At 65.2% G+C, this 16438-nt stretch carries 15 protein-coding genes; 13 read left to right on the top strand and 2 right to left on the bottom strand.

The annotated features are described in order from the left end of the window. The 10 genes from DPA01S_RS14055 to DPA01S_RS14090 all read left to right on the top strand — a co-directional run. Positions 1–2824 (top strand): type ISP restriction/modification enzyme (locus tag DPA01S_RS14055; RefSeq protein WP_157076979.1); only part of this gene is annotated, 2824 nt, incomplete at its 5' end. Continuing rightward, positions 2821–3741 carry a restriction endonuclease gene (locus tag DPA01S_RS14060; RefSeq protein ID WP_061917221.1) on the top strand — a complete coding sequence of 307 codons (921 nt, stop codon included), beginning with the start codon at positions 2821–2823 and terminating at the stop codon, positions 3739–3741. The genes DPA01S_RS14055 and DPA01S_RS14060, both read left to right, overlap by 4 nt. A gap of 72 nt (positions 3742–3813) precedes the next feature. Further along, positions 3814–4422, top strand: coding sequence for a hypothetical protein (locus DPA01S_RS14065; protein ID WP_061917223.1), 609 nt, complete (start codon positions 3814–3816; stop codon positions 4420–4422). A gap of 8 nt (positions 4423–4430) precedes the next feature. Beyond that, positions 4431–5402, top strand: coding sequence for an exonuclease domain-containing protein (locus DPA01S_RS14070; RefSeq protein WP_063935701.1), 972 nt, complete (start codon positions 4431–4433; stop codon positions 5400–5402). Between the two features lie 328 nt (positions 5403–5730). Beyond that, a complete protein-coding gene (locus tag DPA01S_RS14075; protein WP_061917231.1) occupies positions 5731–5991 on the top strand; it encodes a ribbon-helix-helix protein, CopG family in 261 nt (86 codons plus the stop codon). Beyond that, positions 5973–6227: a hypothetical protein gene (locus DPA01S_RS14080; RefSeq protein ID WP_061917234.1), complete on the top strand. Its 255-nt coding sequence runs from the start codon at positions 5973–5975 to the stop codon at positions 6225–6227. Before DPA01S_RS14075 ends, DPA01S_RS14080 begins: the two co-directional genes overlap by 19 nt. 251 nt (positions 6228–6478) lie before the next feature. Further along, positions 6479–7261, top strand: coding sequence for a ParA family protein (locus DPA01S_RS14085; protein WP_031264777.1), 783 nt, complete (start codon positions 6479–6481; stop codon positions 7259–7261). Then, the gene (locus DPA01S_RS16470) at positions 7258–7557 is read left to right on the top strand and encodes a hypothetical protein (RefSeq protein ID WP_083961826.1); all 300 of its coding nucleotides are present in this window, start codon (positions 7258–7260) and stop codon (positions 7555–7557) included. Before DPA01S_RS14085 ends, DPA01S_RS16470 begins: the two co-directional genes overlap by 4 nt. Positions 7558–7738: 181 nt before the next feature. Further along, the gene (locus tag DPA01S_RS17610; protein WP_159110332.1) at positions 7739–7900 is read left to right on the top strand and encodes a toxin-antitoxin system HicB family antitoxin; all 162 of its coding nucleotides are present in this window, start codon (positions 7739–7741) and stop codon (positions 7898–7900) included. Between the two features lie 959 nt (positions 7901–8859). Then, complete coding sequence (locus DPA01S_RS14090) at positions 8860–10056, top strand: DeoR/GlpR family DNA-binding transcription regulator (RefSeq protein ID WP_061917237.1); 1197 nt, start codon at positions 8860–8862, stop codon at positions 10054–10056. Positions 10057–10084: 28 nt separating this feature from the next. Here DPA01S_RS14090 and mobF read toward each other — a convergent pair whose 3' ends face one another. Beyond that, a complete protein-coding gene (gene mobF, locus DPA01S_RS14095) occupies positions 10085–13624 on the bottom strand; it encodes a MobF family relaxase (protein ID WP_232303172.1) in 3540 nt (1179 codons plus the stop codon). Positions 13625–13933: 309 nt separating this feature from the next. On the opposite strand from mobF, the gene DPA01S_RS14100 reads away from it, so the two are divergent. Both DPA01S_RS14100 and DPA01S_RS17345 read left to right on the top strand, forming a co-directional pair. Then, positions 13934–14230: a hypothetical protein gene (locus DPA01S_RS14100; protein ID WP_061917243.1), complete on the top strand. Its 297-nt coding sequence runs from the start codon at positions 13934–13936 to the stop codon at positions 14228–14230. A 313-nt stretch (positions 14231–14543) separates the two neighbouring features. After that, positions 14544–14801: a hypothetical protein gene (locus tag DPA01S_RS17345; RefSeq protein WP_232303171.1), complete on the top strand. Its 258-nt coding sequence runs from the start codon at positions 14544–14546 to the stop codon at positions 14799–14801. Positions 14802–15145: 344 nt separating this feature from the next. Here DPA01S_RS17345 and DPA01S_RS14110 read toward each other — a convergent pair whose 3' ends face one another. After that, positions 15146–15724, bottom strand: a complete 579-nt coding sequence (locus tag DPA01S_RS14110; protein WP_061917247.1) for a DNA-binding protein — start codon at positions 15722–15724, stop codon at positions 15146–15148. A 467-nt stretch (positions 15725–16191) separates the two neighbouring features. On the opposite strand from DPA01S_RS14110, the gene DPA01S_RS14115 reads away from it, so the two are divergent. Next, a partial coding sequence (locus DPA01S_RS14115) for a type II toxin-antitoxin system Phd/YefM family antitoxin (protein ID WP_061917250.1) occupies positions 16192–16438 on the top strand: 247 nt, incomplete at its 3' end.

A 16438-nucleotide genomic window follows, 5' to 3' on the forward strand; every position in this document is an offset into this window, starting at 1 on the left:
CCTGTTCTCCCTATCTGAGTGGACAGAGGCGATCTACACCAAGATCGTCGACAAAGTCGGCACCCGCACCTACTGGGAAGACTGGGCCGCCGATGTCGCCGACATCGCCGCCGCGCAGATCACCCGCATCAACGCCACCCTCGCCAACGCCGATACCGAACTAACCCGAGGGTTCGACGACTTCGTCGACGGACTGAGGGCAAACCTCAACGAGTCGATCAGCCGCGACGACGCGATCAGCATGCTCTCCCAACACTTGATCACCAAACCCGTCTTCGACGCCCTATTTGAGGGCCACGACTTCGCCGCTCAGAACCCGGTCTCCAAGGTCATGCAGACCATGGTCGACCAACTCGCCAGCGCCAACCTCGACGCCGAGACCGCGAAACTCGACTCCTTCTACGACTCCGTCCGCGTCCGCGCCTCCGAAGTCACCTCCGCCGAAGGCAAACAGCAAGTCATCGCCGAACTGTACGAGAAGTTCTTCAAGCTCGGCTTCGCCAAACAAGCCGACGCCCTCGGCATCGTCTACACACCAGTAGAGATCGTCGACTTCATCCTCCGCGCCACCGACCAAGCCCTGCGCGACTCCTTCGGCCGAGGCCTAACCGATCAAGACGTGCACATCCTCGACGGGTTCACCGGCACCGGCACCTTCATCACCCGCTTGCTCCAATCCGGACTGATCCAACCGGCGGATCTAGCCCGTAAGTACGCGTCAGAGATCCACGCCAACGAGCTCATGCTTCTCGCGTACTACATCGCCGCGGTCAACATTGAGACCACCTACCACGCCATCGCCGGCCACACCGACACCGCCGACTACGAGCCGTTCCCCGGCATCGTGCTCGCTGACACATTCCAGATCCACGAACAAGGCGATGAGCTCGACCTCAAGGTCTTTCCCGCCAACAACGACCGCATCACCCGGCAGCTCGAGACTCCGATCAACGTCATCGTCGGCAACCCCCCGTACTCGGTGGGCCAGGGATCGGCGAATGACCTCAACGCCAACGTCAAGTACCCGCACCTCGATTCTCGCATCAGTTCGTCGTATGCGGCCCGCTCCACCGCGACCAACAAAAACAGCCTCTACGACTCCTACCTGCGAGCCTTCCGCTGGGCCACCGACCGCATCGGCGACCAAGGTGTCGTCGCGTTCGTTTCCAACGGTGGCTGGATCGACGGCAACACCGCCGACGGCATCCGTCTGAGCCTCGCCGACGAATACAGCCATATCTACGTGTTCAACCTTCGCGGGAACATGCGCAAATCCAACTGGAAAGAAGAAGGCGGACAGATATTCGGGGCAGGCTCCCAAGCCACCATCGCGATCTGGATCGGGGTCAAGAACCCAGCACATTCCGGTCCCTGCGCGATCTCCTACCGGGACATCGGCGACTACCTCACCCGAGAAGAGAAGCTCCGCATCATCGCCGATGCCAATCTGAGCAGCATCGCCTGGTCAAATATCATCCCCAACTCCCATGGAGACTGGATCGGCCAACGCGACGACACCTTCGCAACCTGGCCCGCCATTGGCGCCAAGAAGCGCGAGCCCGGCCAAGTCACCGTGTTCACCGCACACTCGCGCGGCCTCTCCACCGGCCGGGACGCCTGGTGCTACAACTACTCCAGCGAAGAGCTCGGCCACAACATCGAAAACTTGCTTGATCAGTACCGAACCGTCAAGACCGAGTTCGAGCAGCACAGCCGCGGCGCCTCCAAGCTCACCGACGAGAATCTCACCCGATACCTAGGAGACAACCCCCACCACACAGCGGGGGGCAAGATCAGCTGGAACCACTCCCTCAGACAGCAAGTCCTCCGAAGGACCCAACTCGAGTGGCGCGACGAGTTCGTCTATCCGTCGACCTACAGGCCTTTCAGCCCACAGTGGGCCTACGTCGATTCGCGATTAAACGATAGGCTCTACCAGCTCCGATCAATTTTCCCGACGCCCCACCACACCAATATCGGCTTCTACCAGGTCGGTAATGGATCGGCTGTGCCGTTCAGTGTGCTGATGCTGAATTCCCTGCCAGACCTCCATGTCACCGGGGCTGGAAGCGGCGGTCAGTTCTTCCCCCGGTGGACCTATAAGAAGGTCGATGCGGCAGATGGCGGGTTCAATTTGGCCAACGACACCGAGGTCGATGAGTACGGGTATCGCCGGGTCGACAACATCACCGATGAGATCCTCGAGATCTACCGCGAGGATGTGGGTCCCCAGGTGAGCAAGGACGACATCTTCTACTACGTCTACGGCCAGTTACATGATCCGCACTACCGGATCGACTATGCCGCTGACCTGAAGAAAATGCTGCCGCACATCCCGACCCCGGAAACCCGGGACCGGTTCGAGACGGTTGCTCGTGTAGGCCGAATGCTCGCAGACCTCCACATGAACTACGAGAAGGTCGAGCCGTACCCCGTGAAGGTCGAGCTCAAGAAGGGCGCTTCTGCCGAGGACCGCGAGACCTGGCGGGTGTCGAAGATGAAGTGGGGCCGCATCCGCGATGAGGAGACGGGCAAGCTCGTCAACGACCCGACCACGATCATCTACAACTCGAAGGTGACGATCACCGGCATCCCGGCCGAGGCCGACGACTACATGCTCGGCTCCCGCTCGGCGCTTGGCTGGATCATCGATCGGTGGCAGGTCAAGACCGACAAACCCTCCGGCATCGTCAACGACCCCAACGACTGGTGCGACGAGGTCGGCGATCCGAAGTACATCGTCGACTTGATCGCCAGAGTCATCACCGTTGCCACCGAAACCACCAAACTCGTCGTCAGCCTCACCACCGAGGACTCACAGTGACGATCCCGGACTATCAGACCCTGATGCGGCCGGTCCTTGAGTACCTCGCCGACGGAGGCGAACATCGGTTGCGCGACCTCAAAGAAGCCATGGCCGACCAGTTCAACCTGACCGCCGAAGAGCGGGCCCAGATGACCCCGTCGGGGCGCTCACGTCTGATCTACAACCGGGTCGGATGGGCCACCTCCTACCTGGCCCAGGCAGGGCTCATCCACCGCCCACGGCGCGGCTACTCAGTCATCACCGCCGAGGGGCGCCGTGTCCTCGCAGAACACCCCGACCGTGTCGACCTGACCGTGCTCGAACAGTTCGAACCCTTCCGAGCCTTCCGCGACCGAGCACGGAACCGAGACGGCAACAAGACACCGCAACCCCCGGTGGACCTGGACGATTCGATCGCCACCCCACAAGACCTCATCGACGCCGCGGTCCTGGAAAACCAGGCCACCCTGGAAACCGAACTCCTCGACCGAGCGCTCACCCTGTCCCCCACCGGGTTCGAAGACCTCGTGATCCGCCTGCTGGAGAAAATGGGCTACGGCAGGGCGGGCAACGTGGAGCGCACCAGCGCCAGCGGAGACGCCGGCGTCGACGGCATCATCAGCCAAGACCCCCTCGGACTGGACCGCATTTACGTCCAAGCCAAGCGCTACGCCCTCGACCGCACCGTCGACCGCCCACGCATCCACGAATTCGCCGGCGCCCTCCTAGGCAAACAAGGCGACCGAGGCGTCTTCATCACAACCTCGTCGTTCACCCGCGGCGCCCTACTGGAAGCCGAGCGAATCAACGCCCGCATCGAACTCATCGACGGAGCTCGACTGGCCCGCCTGCTGGTCCAGTACGGCGTCGGAGTGCAGGAATCGCACACCGTCGTGCTGCATCGCATCGGCGAGGACTTCTTCGAAGAAATTTAGAAACCCGCCATCGCGGATGCACTGAGCGGTAAATTCCCATGTGAACACCCCTCCGGAACCTCAAGGGGACACATGGACTACCTCCCGCCCGTGGCGTGCGTCGAGCTGACGGCAGACCGCTTCTACGTCTGCCTCATCGATGTCAACGGCGCCGCTGACTTGCCCCGCCAGCTCGGCGGCTGGACGGTTGAACGCAACGACCGCGAGCTTCTCCGGGCGCTTCTTGGGGGCCGGCTCGTCGTCAAGACGACGGACGACCCGATGCCCGAAGTGGACCAGGCAGAGATCGCCGGGTACTTCACCGTGGAAGACGCAATCGGCAGGGTTGAGGCTGAGATCGCCGAGCTGAAGAACCGGTTCACCGCGGTTCTCGAATCGCCTGAGCGGCAAGGACTGGGCGCCCTGACCGAACCACGCTGGCCCGACCTGGCATCGCTCACCACCCGGACCCCTAACCCGCAGGCCTCACGGGAAGGCCAGGGGCGCGCAGCTTTCGCTCTCGGAGTCACCGTCAAAGACCTGGCCACCGGGTGGGGCAAGCTGGAATCGATTCGTCTCACAGCGGCCTACCCACTGCCTCGAGACCCAGGATTGCCGAAGAGTCATCCTCGACAGTTCAGGTACTACCTCAACGAGGATTCCAGTCCGACTGCTCGGCCTCTGCCGGTGGGTGGCCGATGAGCTCCGAGATGACATTCGTCGCCTTCGACACCGAAACTGCCAACTCCAGCCGCGCCAGCATCTGCTCGCTTGGCGCGACAGTGGTCACCAACGGCGTCGTCACCGACGAACGTAGCTGGCTGATCCGTCCCCCCGAGGGACACGACGAGTTCTTTGCCCGCAATGTTTCCATCCACGGCATCACCCCGGAGATGGTCCAGCACAAGCCCCGGTTCGCTGAACTGTGGCCCGAAATCTCGCAGTACCTCGACGGGCACACCGTCGTGGCGCACAACGCCTCCTTCGACACCAGCGTGGTGCGCTACGCATGCGAGACCTCTGGACACCCGTGGCCGGAGTGGACCTACGGCTGCACACTCGTCATGGCCCGGCAGGCCTTGGACCTGGTGTCCTACCGACTGCCGATCGTGGCTTCTCACCTGGGCGTGCCGCTTGAGCGCCATCACGACGCCGCGGCGGATGCCCGCGCGTGCGCCGGTGTCCTGCTCGCGCTCGCCGACCGCAACGAGTGTGCAGACCTGACGCACCTGACCGCCGCGCTGACGGTGAACCTCGGTCGTCTCTTTGCCGGCGGCTGGGACCCGTGCAGGCAGACTCGCGCTCTCCGCTCCCCCAGTCACGCTGCTCGCGGCCCATTAGTCATTCCCGAGGCGTCTATCGACGCCGATCCCGGGCATCCTCTCTACGGTCAGGTTGTGGTCTTCACTGGAGGTCTGGGCAGCATGACCAGGCAAGACGCCTGTGACGCGGTCGCAAACGTCGGAGCCACACCCGCCAAGGGGTTGACGCGAAAGACCACCGTGTTGGTGATCGGCGATGGATTCCGCGGCGACGACCTCGCGGAATTTCAGACCGGCAAAGCCCGCAAAGCCCTCGAACTGCGAGCCAAGGGACAGCCGATCGAAGTCGTGACCGAGGACGAACTGCTCGAACTGCTGACCATCGAGCGCAGCACCTCCGTATCAGTTCGGGCTGTATGACCAGGACTTGCCTGGCTTGACCACGCGGGCGCCGCCAAGCGTTCCCTACGGGGCTTCCGCCTGCGCGTGGAAGTGCCGATAATGTCGTTTCTGTCGTCACTGCTGGTCAAAACCAAATGCACCTGTGGTCGCTGTTAGCGTCTCGACAGGTGTGGCCGGTGCTCGCTAGCAGGGCCCGGGGCGGTCCTGGTCGACGCTTTCGGCCGCGATGATGTTGAGCCGGGGTTCGGGCGAGAGCCGAAGGACCCGGGTACCTAACAAACCCGTCGCTTGGCTGACCCCAGTGCGTTCCTTCCCCTGGCCAGGTATTCGTATTACGATTGTGTTCATGGAGCGGAAGATTCAGGGCCACAACGTTTCCGAGGAGCAGATCGCCCAGTGGGTCGATGAAGCCGAAACTGGCTACGACCCCGAGTGGTTGGGCAAGCGCCTTGGCCGCCCGGCGCGAGCCGAACACGCAGCGAAGGTCGTGCCGGTCCGCCTTACTGACGCCGAGCTTGGGGCCGTCATGGCTCGTGCTGAACGCGAGCACCTCAACCGGTCCGAGGCGATCCGTCAGGCGCTGGCCCAGTGGGCCGCCGCCTCGTGATCATCCGGCAATCCGCTCGCAAGCACGGCATCAGCGACAACGACATCCTCGCCGCGCTGGCCACTCCCCTCCTGGCCGGACCACTCGACGACGACCACCCCCAACGGGTCCTCACGCTTGGATTCGACTCCCAGGCCCGAGTGCTGGAATTGGTCGCTCTGCATTACGACGACGGCAGTACCGAAGTCATTCACGCAATGAAGGCGCGCCGCACCTACCTCGACCTACTTGACTGAAGCCGATTGCGACCGCACTCCACTGGGCCTGTTGGCCTTGGCACCGTACGCTAGTTACTTCGTAATAGCTAGCGCCGCAGTCATAGCTTTGCTATCACTGATAGCCTGTAAAGCACAGTTAGTCTTCTTAGCTAGCGTTGTTGCCACAGCTGTGCTAGACACGCAAGGTAGTCTTACTACTCGAGCTAGGCTCGCTAGAGCTGTCGTCACAGCTAGCTTCGCCCGGCTACCTTCGTGGAGAGGAATGGACATTGACTCGAAAACTGGCTCTCTGCAACCAGAAGGGCGGCGTCGGCAAAACTGCTACAACGCTGGGCTTGGCCAGTGCGCTAAGCCATCAAGGACGCAACGTTCTAGTGGTGGACGTCGATCCTCAGGGCAACTCCACGACGGGCCTCGGTGTCGAATTGACGGAGACCATGATGACGACATTCGACCTCATGAACCGAACGGTCCCGGGGTCGGCAGCCGACGCAGTCATCGCAACTCCATGGGACAAAGTGGATCTCATCCCATCCAACGAAGCGCTGGCGAACATCGAATCTGACGGCGCCAATGACCTCATCTTCCGCCTCGACATCGCATTCGAGGGGCTCGACCTGTCCGCCTACGACGCGGTCCTATTTGACTGCCCACCATCTCTGGGGAAGCTCCTCTTCGCCGTGCTTTGCGCAGCAGACGGAGTCATCGCTGTCACTGAGCCGACCATTGACAGTGTCCGCGGGATTGAAAACCTGCAAGAGACTATCCGTAACGTCCAGAGGCGACCCAACCCGCACCTCGTGCTCGAAAAGCTCGTCCTGAGCCGCAAGAGAACAACCGGCGAACACCAATTCCGCGAGCGTGAACTTCGCGACACGTACGGGGACTTGGTGGCTAAGACCTCAATCCCGGAGCTAACCGCACGCCAGGACGCACATAGCTCGCACACACCGATCCATAGCTTCACCGGCGGAAAGGCCCTAGCCCTCCAGGTCGCGTATACAGATCTGCTAGCAGAGCTAGCGCTTGGCCCCAAAGGAGCTGCAGCATGAGCATCGAACGTGAACCCGCAATCCGTCGAGCTGTGCATCCTGCAGCAGACCTGCCTGAGAGGCCTTCACGAACTAAGCCACCAGCTATTCCCACGCCCCCGGCTTCCGCGCCAGGCGGCTCAGCTGAAGAAGAGCGACTGACAGAGCAGCACAACGTACGGCTTCGCCCGTCCACTAAAGCGCGTCTATTACGTGCAGTAGACAAGCTCCGCTACGAAACTGGCGACCGCACCATCAGCATTGCTTCTATCACCGACAAGGCCATCGTCGAGTACTTGGAGTCACAGGGGTGTTGAGCCAGCTGATTGGGGAGTGACCCGACCTCCAAGGCGCGTCGGTCCTCGAGGGCGCCGCTCGCGGCATGTTTGACGCCTTGCGCGTGTCGCGCGCATTTTTGACGTCAGGCATGCCATTTTTGACGTCATGGCGACCACACGATCTGGGCCTGGGAGACCAGCGCTAGGGGAGCGGACACGAATGACAGTCCGCGTACCTTCAGATGTCTACGACGCGCTTCGACGTGAAGCGGCAGCCCGTGGCATCTCAATGAACCAGTACGTAGCCGAGGTCGCAGCGGCACACCTCGGCATGTCTGAAGCCGTGTCGAGCTACGACGACCAGGAGGCGATTCCCGCGTGAAGTAGCCAGCTGCCTGACTGAAAACTGAACACTCCATGCAGCACCTGAAATGACTGATACCGGCCCACTGGCGAGTGGGCCGGTATCGAAAGTCAAGAGTCTGAGTTGGCGCTCAAACTCGGTGTTGCTCACCAATTAGGAGAGCTGTGCTTCCAGGCACCTCTCAGAGTAAGTCATACCCATCGGATGGTCCAGTCGATCCGGTCGGCGTGTCTCGCTCTGACCGCGACAACCTCATACCTCTCGATCCCACCTGGTGGTGGGACTCTGTGGTGTGCGCGTGGAGTCCGCGTCCGTATGTGCGTGTCGACTCCCGCAAAGCGCATACCTTCGCCGCCACCAGGCGCCTCACCGACGGCGCGCCGGGGGAGGGGACACCTTTCGCGCTGCACCTAGCCGATGAATCGGGCAAGTTTCGGCTCCTCGCCCTGGATTTTGACGCCCACCGTGCCGGCTCAACCGCGGACAGAGACCTCGCAGCGTGCACGGCTGCCTTGACTGCCGCGGGCATCGAGCATCTGGTGTGCTCGTCAGGACCTGGTGGGGGATACCACGTGTGGATCCGGTTGAGCACCGCCGTCTCCGCGCAGCGCCTGGCACCGATCTTCGACGCTTTCTGCGCCGTGTGGCCCTCGCTGGATCGGGGCCCGCTGGCTAATTCGCGCACGGGTTGTGTCCGCGCCCCGGGCTCGCCCCACCGCGCCGGCGGCACATCGATGCCCCTGACGGATCCTCATATTCGCCCGGTGTCCCTGCGGGCCTTGCGCACCGTACTCACGCACCTGACACAACTCCCTCAAGCCAGCAGCAGAGCCACCGCCGGTGCTGGGATCGCGCCGGTTCCTGTGCACGTTGATGTGCAAGGTCATCCGTGCCTCTCCGGGCCCAAACGCCCCCTGAACCCACAGATTCGTGCCCTTGCCCGCGCCCCGATCACCGACCGCACGGATGCCTCCGCGGTGGGGTGGTCGGTCCTGCTGGCCTGCGCCCACGCCCGGATGCAGTACCGCGACCTGTACGAGGCCGCTTTCACCGCCCGTTGGCCCGGGTTGGAGTTTGTCCGCACCCACCGCACCAGTGCGGGGGAGCGCACCCCCCGATTCGACGCGGCAGCTGAGTTGGCCCGCCAGTGGGCCAAAGCCGTCACCGCAGCCAGCTACACCCGGCCCAGCACGGCAGGACCTTCGCCTGCCCGCCGAGCTGCCGAGGCCGCTGTCGCCGACCTGCTCACCCGTATGGACGCCCAGCCCTGCCGGTGGGCCGGCAAGACAGGGGCCCAGGACCGCCTGGTGCTCCTGGCACTGGCAGCACGCACCCTCGCAGCCGCGGCTAGCGAGGTGCACCTGTCCGAGCGCGACTGGGCCCTCGCCGCCGGCCTGACCAGAGACACCGTCGCCGACCGACTCAAGGTCCTGTGCCAGCAGGGGTGGGTCGCCCGCGTGCAGCGAGCAGTCGGCCCGTGGGCGGCAGTGTGGCGGATTGTGAGACCAGGGGGCGGGGAACAAAGAAGTGGCGCACTATTTACTCCAGAGATGCAGCGCCAGCTTGACGCTGAACTCGAATGCGCCCGGGAGGACATTTGGCACGCCCGCACCCTGGGGGTGTTGGGCATGCGCGTGTGGACACACTTGGCCGCTGGTCGCGCATCGGTACGTGAGTTGGCTACCAGGTTGGGTGTCTGTCCGGCGACGGTGCGCAGCAAACTGCGCGCACTGCACTCTCTGGGTCTGTGCACCGCGGATGGCCGGGTGTACCGGAGTCGTTCCCGGTTAGCGCGAGCCGCTGCTACTGCTGGTGTCGACGGTGCGCACGCCGACCGGGTGCGCCTGTACCGGCTGCATTCGGCGGTGTTCGTGTGGTGGTTCACCACCCGGCAGCAGCCAGAGCGCTCTGACGCGTTGGCCGAGTGGGGCGAGTTTCCCAATCCTGATGAGGCGGAGCAGATCCACCCGACCGACATCGCCCTGGCCTACGGCGCCGCCGCCACCGGCCCGCCAGTATCAGCCACCACCTGGGGTGCGGCGATGGCTGCCCAAGACCTTCATCGCGAGGCCGACCCCGACAGCTGGTGGGAACTAGTTGCCGCAGCCCGCGCCGCACTACCCGCCCCCGACATGCTGCTGGCCCCGCACCAATGGGCCCGCACCGCAGCCTGACCACTGGGACCTGACGAGCAGGGGCGAGTCACCACAGGTCGGGGGAGAAGTCGGGTGATGGCCCCCATGGCGAGCTCGTCGTGGGATGGGTGTCCGGGCCGGGTTCGTGTTCTGCGGACCGGGATGCGAGGTAGGAGGCGACAAAGTCCTCGGCAGTGAAGGAAGCGGCAGGGGCTATCGCCTGGGCGGCAGGATCGGCGGTGAGTGTGCGATGGGTTTCTGCAAGCCAGGTGGTCAGTTCGGTGTCGCATTCCGGGGCCGCGGGTGGGGGAGTGGGCAGGGTGGTGGTGTCGGTGGTCTCGCGAGTCGCGTGGCGTATCCGGTGGGCGATGACGGTGCCGGGCTTGTTGGCGGTGTCGAGGGTTTCGGTGGCTTCTTGCCAGAGGTCGCGGGGGTCGAGGCCTCGGGTTGCTGCTTCGGTCCACGCGCCTTCCAGTGCCTGGTACTGGTCGGGGTCTGCCTCGAGCTGGTGGGCCAAGGCACGGGGGAGTGCGTCGATGTAGGCAGGGAGGGTGGCGGCGGCAAAATCGCGGGCGGCTAAATCAACGCCGTGGCGGTAGAGCTGGGCGAGCCGTTCGTCGCTGGTGGCGCTGGCGTACTCTTGGCGGAGGGTTTCGGTGGCCGAGGCCTGGTGCGTCTCGCGGGCCAGAACGCCGGTGAGCACCTGCTCGGGTGTTGGGGCTTGGTGGTCGCCGGCGGAGTGCATGTGCGCGTCCTCGGCGCCGAGATCGAGCACGGGTTCGCACACGGCGTAGGCGCGGTTTTCTCGTCTGCCGCGGGTCATGGCGACGTACAGGCCGGCACGGTCCACGCCAGCGTCGATGACGGCGTGGACGGTATCGACGGTGGCGCCCTGGGCGCGGTGGATGGTGGCGGCGTAACCGAGATGAATGCTCTTGTCGGCGTAGCTGGCGGGGATGAGCATGTCTTGGCCGGTGGAGGTGTCCCGTACTCCCAGTGAGCCATCATCGGCGATGCCGGTGACGGTGAACAGTTGGCCGTTGATGACCCGTCCGAGGTAGGTGCGGTCATCGGAATACAGCGTGGAGTTGGTGCGGGCGATCACGGTGTCGCCGACACCCACGGTGTCCCCGCGAGCGACCCTGGTGGTGTGTGCGTCGTCGACCAGTCCGTGGGCGATGCGATCGGCTCGGATCACTTCGTTGAGGGTGTCGACGTCGGCGTTGGTGGAGGCGATGATTAGTGCCTGGCGGCCCGCCTTGGTGTCGGCCAGGAACGCCTCGGCGGCCTGGGTGAGCATCTGCTCCCGGTGCCCTCCGGTGATCCATCCGCGCTCGTTGTAGAGGGCCAGTGCGCCGGGATCGCCTTGGCGGAGAGCGAGGGTTGCCTCGCATTGGTCGGTGTCGGCGCCCATGCGCATCACCTCTCGGAGCTGAGGCGTCCCTGGGGTGCTGGCCAGGTCGGCGAACAGACCGCCAGTCTCGACAGCAGCGAGCTGCTTGGGGTCGCCGATCAGGCGGAGAATGGCCCCAGATTCGGCGGCGATCTCAGTCAGCGCGGCCAGGTTTTCGGTGCTGGCCATGCCCGCCTCATCGACCAGAAGCATGTCGCCAGGGCGGATCATCACGGGCAACGCGTCGAGAGTCTTTCCGGGCAGGGTGGGGTGCTTGCCCATCCAGGTGAAGGTCAGAGAGTCGATAGTGTGACAGTCGGTGCCGATGTCGCCTGCGAGGACGCTGGCCGCTGCCGCGGAAGGAGCAAGGCCGACAACCGACCGGCCGGTTTGTTGCCAGGTGCGGGCCACGATTTTCATAGATGCGGTCTTGCCGGTCCCGGCCGGCCCCACCCCGGCGGCCAGGAGCGTTCCGGCACCGATGAGGTGCTGCGCCAGAGCGGTCTGGCCGGCATTGAGGGACCAACCCTCGGCGTCCTCGTGCGCCTTCAGCGCACGGTCGAGATCGGCGCGGGTAGCGATCACCGCGACCGGGGTTCGAGTCGCCTCCAGGGTGGCGGTCTCGGCGTCCAGCACTGCCTGGGTGGTGTACTTTTCGGCGTTGGCGTGCCGGTCCACACCGGCCCCGCTCGGCCCAATCAGAGGGCTGGGAAGGTCCAGAATCTCCGGCGGGGTCAGCTGCACCACGAGTTCTCCCATGGCGGTGGCCATAACCTGCTCGTGGGCCCGGTCCAGGGCCTCGGCGCCCTCGAATCGGTAACCCTTGAGCAAGGTGGAAACGGCGGTGTCGATGTGGGAACGGCGGAACTGCGCCCGCCGTGCGGTCACTGCCTCCACCGCCCGCTCGGCCACCAGGCGGGCGTGGACCTGGGCGTCGAACAGCTCCCGCGACACCTGGCTCCGACCCTGCCCGGTGACCTCGCCAACCACGCTATCCACCGCGTGCGTGCCCACAACCTGTTCGGCCATCTCCCGCCAGGTGGCGCGGTGTTCGGCCAGGGATTGGGCGGGCTTCTTGGCGTCACGGGTGTCGAGGATGGCCTTCTGCCACAGGGCGTAGGACGCCCGCTGGGAAGGCTGCCGATTGTTCTTCTCAACGTACTGCGCGACGAGTCGGTCATAGACCGGCCTGGCCAGGGCCCGGCGGGAGGAGAAGGCGTCGATCAGACGGCGGTCGATGCCCTTGACCTCCCAGATGGGCGCCTTGTCCGGGTGCGGGTAGTGGGCCTGGAACTCCACGCCCATACGGCGGGTCAGAAGGTCGTGCAGGGTCGCGTCGTAGCGGGCCGAGATCGCCTGGTGCATCTGATGGATCGCGCGAGAGTCCAGCGACAGCCAGCGCCCGTCAGGGCCTTGGACCTTGTTGGCCAGCAGTACATGGGAATGCAGGTCCGGGTCGCCGCATCGGGTGTCAAAATGGGTGAACTCAGCCGCGATGATGCCGCCCGTCTTAACCTGCTTGATGCCGCCCGTTCCGACCCTGGTGTAGATCGCGTTGTCCTCGGCCCATGCCAAGGTTTCGGCCACGGCTTCGTGATGCAACGCAGCCACACGAGAGGCAGTCTTCTCATCGGCCAGCGCCCACAAGACGCTGACACTTTTCACCGGGGAGAACGTGAAGTCGAACCCGGCGACCGCTTGCTTGACCTGGTCGCGTTCACGGTTGACCCAGGCGATGACATCCTTGCCAGAGGCGTGTTCGTAACCGAACTTCTCGGTATAGAACGGGCGCGCGACCCCCTCGGCGATCTGTCCTCGTTCGTCGCTGGTGGGGCGCCGGCCCTCGGTGTGAAGGAACGCCTTTTCGGCCGCAGCGATGGCCTCCAGCACGTCGACCCCACCGGTGTAGATGGGGAAGGATCGGCCGAGCTTGCAGGCCGACAGGCTGCGGCCGTCGGCCATCATCTGGTCGGTATCTGGGTGCAGGCCCTCGCCGTACAGAGCCGCCATCTGCGCTTCGGTGACGACCGCCCCCGCGATCGCGTTGTCCGATTCCAATCCGTCGAGCCCGCGCCCGATCCATGCGCCGGGTGGGGTGCCCTTGGCGGCGTAGTAGTCCGACAGGGCCATGCCTTGCGGGTCGGCGTCGTGAGTGGCGACCGAGCGCAGCAGGTACTGGTATCCAGTACCGGCGTGCACCGCTCGAAGGCTCATCACACCCGCCAGCGTATGCGGACAGAATCCGCGCGTCTATGCGTCGCAGCGCCTGGCGCTGTGACCAGCGGTTTCCCGTCGTTCACTCGTAGTGCCTACTGTGTGTAGCTGTTAGAGCGAGCGGGAGCGAGTGTGGGTTATGGCCACGACGGTGGCGTATCAGGTGGGGCCAGAATGAGCACAGCGGTGGTCGGATGGGGGAGTGGTCGGTGCTCGCGGGTGCCGTAGGCGTGCTTTAGGGTTTGGGCTATGGCTGCTACGAAGACTGATTCGCGTTCACAGACCGCGCGGGCCCGTGCCCGCCAAGCCATGGCTGACGAGCTCGAGCGGGCCCGCAAGCGCGAGTCCAAGCTCGTGGCGGTGTTCTCCGCGATCGACGCCCACGCCGACGCCGAAGCCGCCCTGGGAGAGTCGCTCATCGAGCTGAAGGACCTCGGCGTCGCCCAGTCCGACTTGGCCGAGATGACCGGCCTGTCCGCCCGTGAGGTCGGCGCGGCGATCCGCGCCGCGAAGAACCGCACCGCCACCGCAGACGAAACGCCGGAGACCACTGACGAGCACACGTCGGGCACGACCTCGGATCACAACGGTGACCAGCCACACTGACCCGCGCACCAGTACCGCAGGCGTAGACATTCCTCTGCCGGGCCTGGAACTGATCACGCCAGCTCCCACCCTGTCTGGCGCGGTGCGACGGTCGCGCCCCTATAGCGCGACCCTGCCGCCCACTCAGGCGGCGATCGACGCGTTCTGGTCCCGCGTGGTCAAAGCACCCGGCGATGGCTGCTGGTTCCTGATCTCAGCGATCAGTGGCGTCGATGGCTATACGCGTTTGACGTGGAGATTGGGTGGGGTCAGCCGGACCGAATCCGGGCACCGATTCGCGCTACTACTCGCCGGCCAACTGGCCGATGGCGTAGTGGCCGAGCACCGCTGCAACGAACCCCTGTGCGTTCGCGTCGACCCGGGACATGTCGTCGCCTCCACCCAGTCAGCAAACCTGCGCTACGCCGTGGCGTGCGGACGCACCGGAGCCATACGCAACCCCGCCCAACACACCAACCGTCACGCCCGGTCCGTGGCCGTCCGCGACGCCCTCGCCTCCGGCTGGGACGAGCGCGCCTACTCCCGCGCCTGCGGCAACGCCGCGCCCCCCAACACGCCGCCGCTGTTCTAGAGCTTGGGAGTACAGTCGTCCCCGAGAGATGGCCTCGCCGGGCGGCGGGGCCAACTGTCGTTGGCGGACCGGTCATGATGTGTCAGCAGGCCACCCTTGCAGCACACCGAGCATGCCAACCACCGCGCAGAACCCGCCGACCCCACGCGCTAGGCGGCGGCAAGGCCACCGCGCCGCCAGCGACGACAGCGGTAGCCAGCGGCGCGGTCTCCAGATCCCACATTCCACACTCCTGTCGCCAGCACCTTCCGCCGCGGCGCCCATGCGGGCCTCACGGCCGGTTCGGCTGTCAGTATGGCGTTCCCCTTCCGACAGTCTGTGCGCGTCGCGCTTTGGCGGGCTGGCTATGACTGGCCCGGCTGATCCGACTGGCCTGGCTTACGAGCGGTCTCACGCAGCGAGTCCAGGACCTCACGCAGGGTGTCCGAGGTGGCCTCCGCCCGGACCCGTGCCCGGTCGGACTCCTCGGCCTTGGCGCGCGCGACCGCGACGTCCTGGCGTGCGGTCTCGAGCTGACCGCGCAGCTGCTCGAGCTCGCCGCGCACTGCCTCGAGCTCGCCGAGTGCGCGGTCTCGGACCGCAACAGCCTCGTCGCGTTCCGACGCCGCTTGTTCGGCCGCCTCCAGGGCGTCGGCCTCGCCGCCGCGGGCTGCATCCAGCGCCACAGCGGTCGCCTCGTCCGCCTGCTCCGCGGCGCGCTTCCACGCCGCGGCCCACACCGAGGCCACCATCGCCGACATCGCCTCCGACAGATCTGGGGCCTCGGGCACATCCCCGGCAACGCCGGTGACGTGCTCGCGCATCCACGCAGCGACCTCACCGATGCGCACCCCCGCTTCGCGCTGCACGCTGCGCACGGTGACCTTGTCCCCTCGTGCAACGAGCACCCCATAGGCTCGAGCGATCTTCTCCGGCGTCGACATGACAACCCCTCCAAGTCAGGTAACGGGTAACCGGTAACATGATTTGTTACCCACGTTACCACCGAGGCTGGACAGGGCCCAGCCTTCCGCGCTTTCGGGCCCGGGGGCGGTCGCGAGCTGTCCGTCGACGGAGGCCACCAGGGCATGAGGGGAGCAGCCGGGATTCTGGCCACGTCGCGGTGGACCCAGCCGCGGGCGGGAGAACGGGCAGAGACCTGACCGCGATACGACCACTGGGCGCCCACGGGCCGGCATGGCCACCGGCAGGCCCGCGCCGTGCGGCGGCGCCGATCCGGCCATCGAGACCATGCCCAGAAGTGTGACGGCTCCCGCGCAGGAGCCCTCGACAAGACGACGCTGCGCCCATCCGGTTTTTCGGGCTTCGGCCTACAGAGCACCGGACGCGGGAAGTCACAAGGAGCACCAACTCCGCGTCCTGTACACTTTCACGTACAGAAGGGGTTGAGATGAAGACGATGAGCTACACCGAGTCCCGGGCCCGCTACGCCGAGGTCCTCGACGGGGTCACCAACGACCGCGAAGAGGTCATCATCACCCGCGCTGGCCACGAACCGGTGGTCATGGTCTCCCTCGACGATTACGAGTCCCTGCGCGAGACCGCCCACCTCATGCGATCACCGGCTAACGCCCGACGTCTGCTCGATGCGATGGAGCGGCTCGAGTCCGGCCGCGGTCAGGCACGCGACCTGCTCG

It is taken from the genome of Dietzia papillomatosis NBRC 105045, assembly GCF_001570845.1.
Lineage (GTDB): Bacteria > Actinomycetota > Actinomycetes > Mycobacteriales > Mycobacteriaceae > Dietzia > Dietzia cinnamea.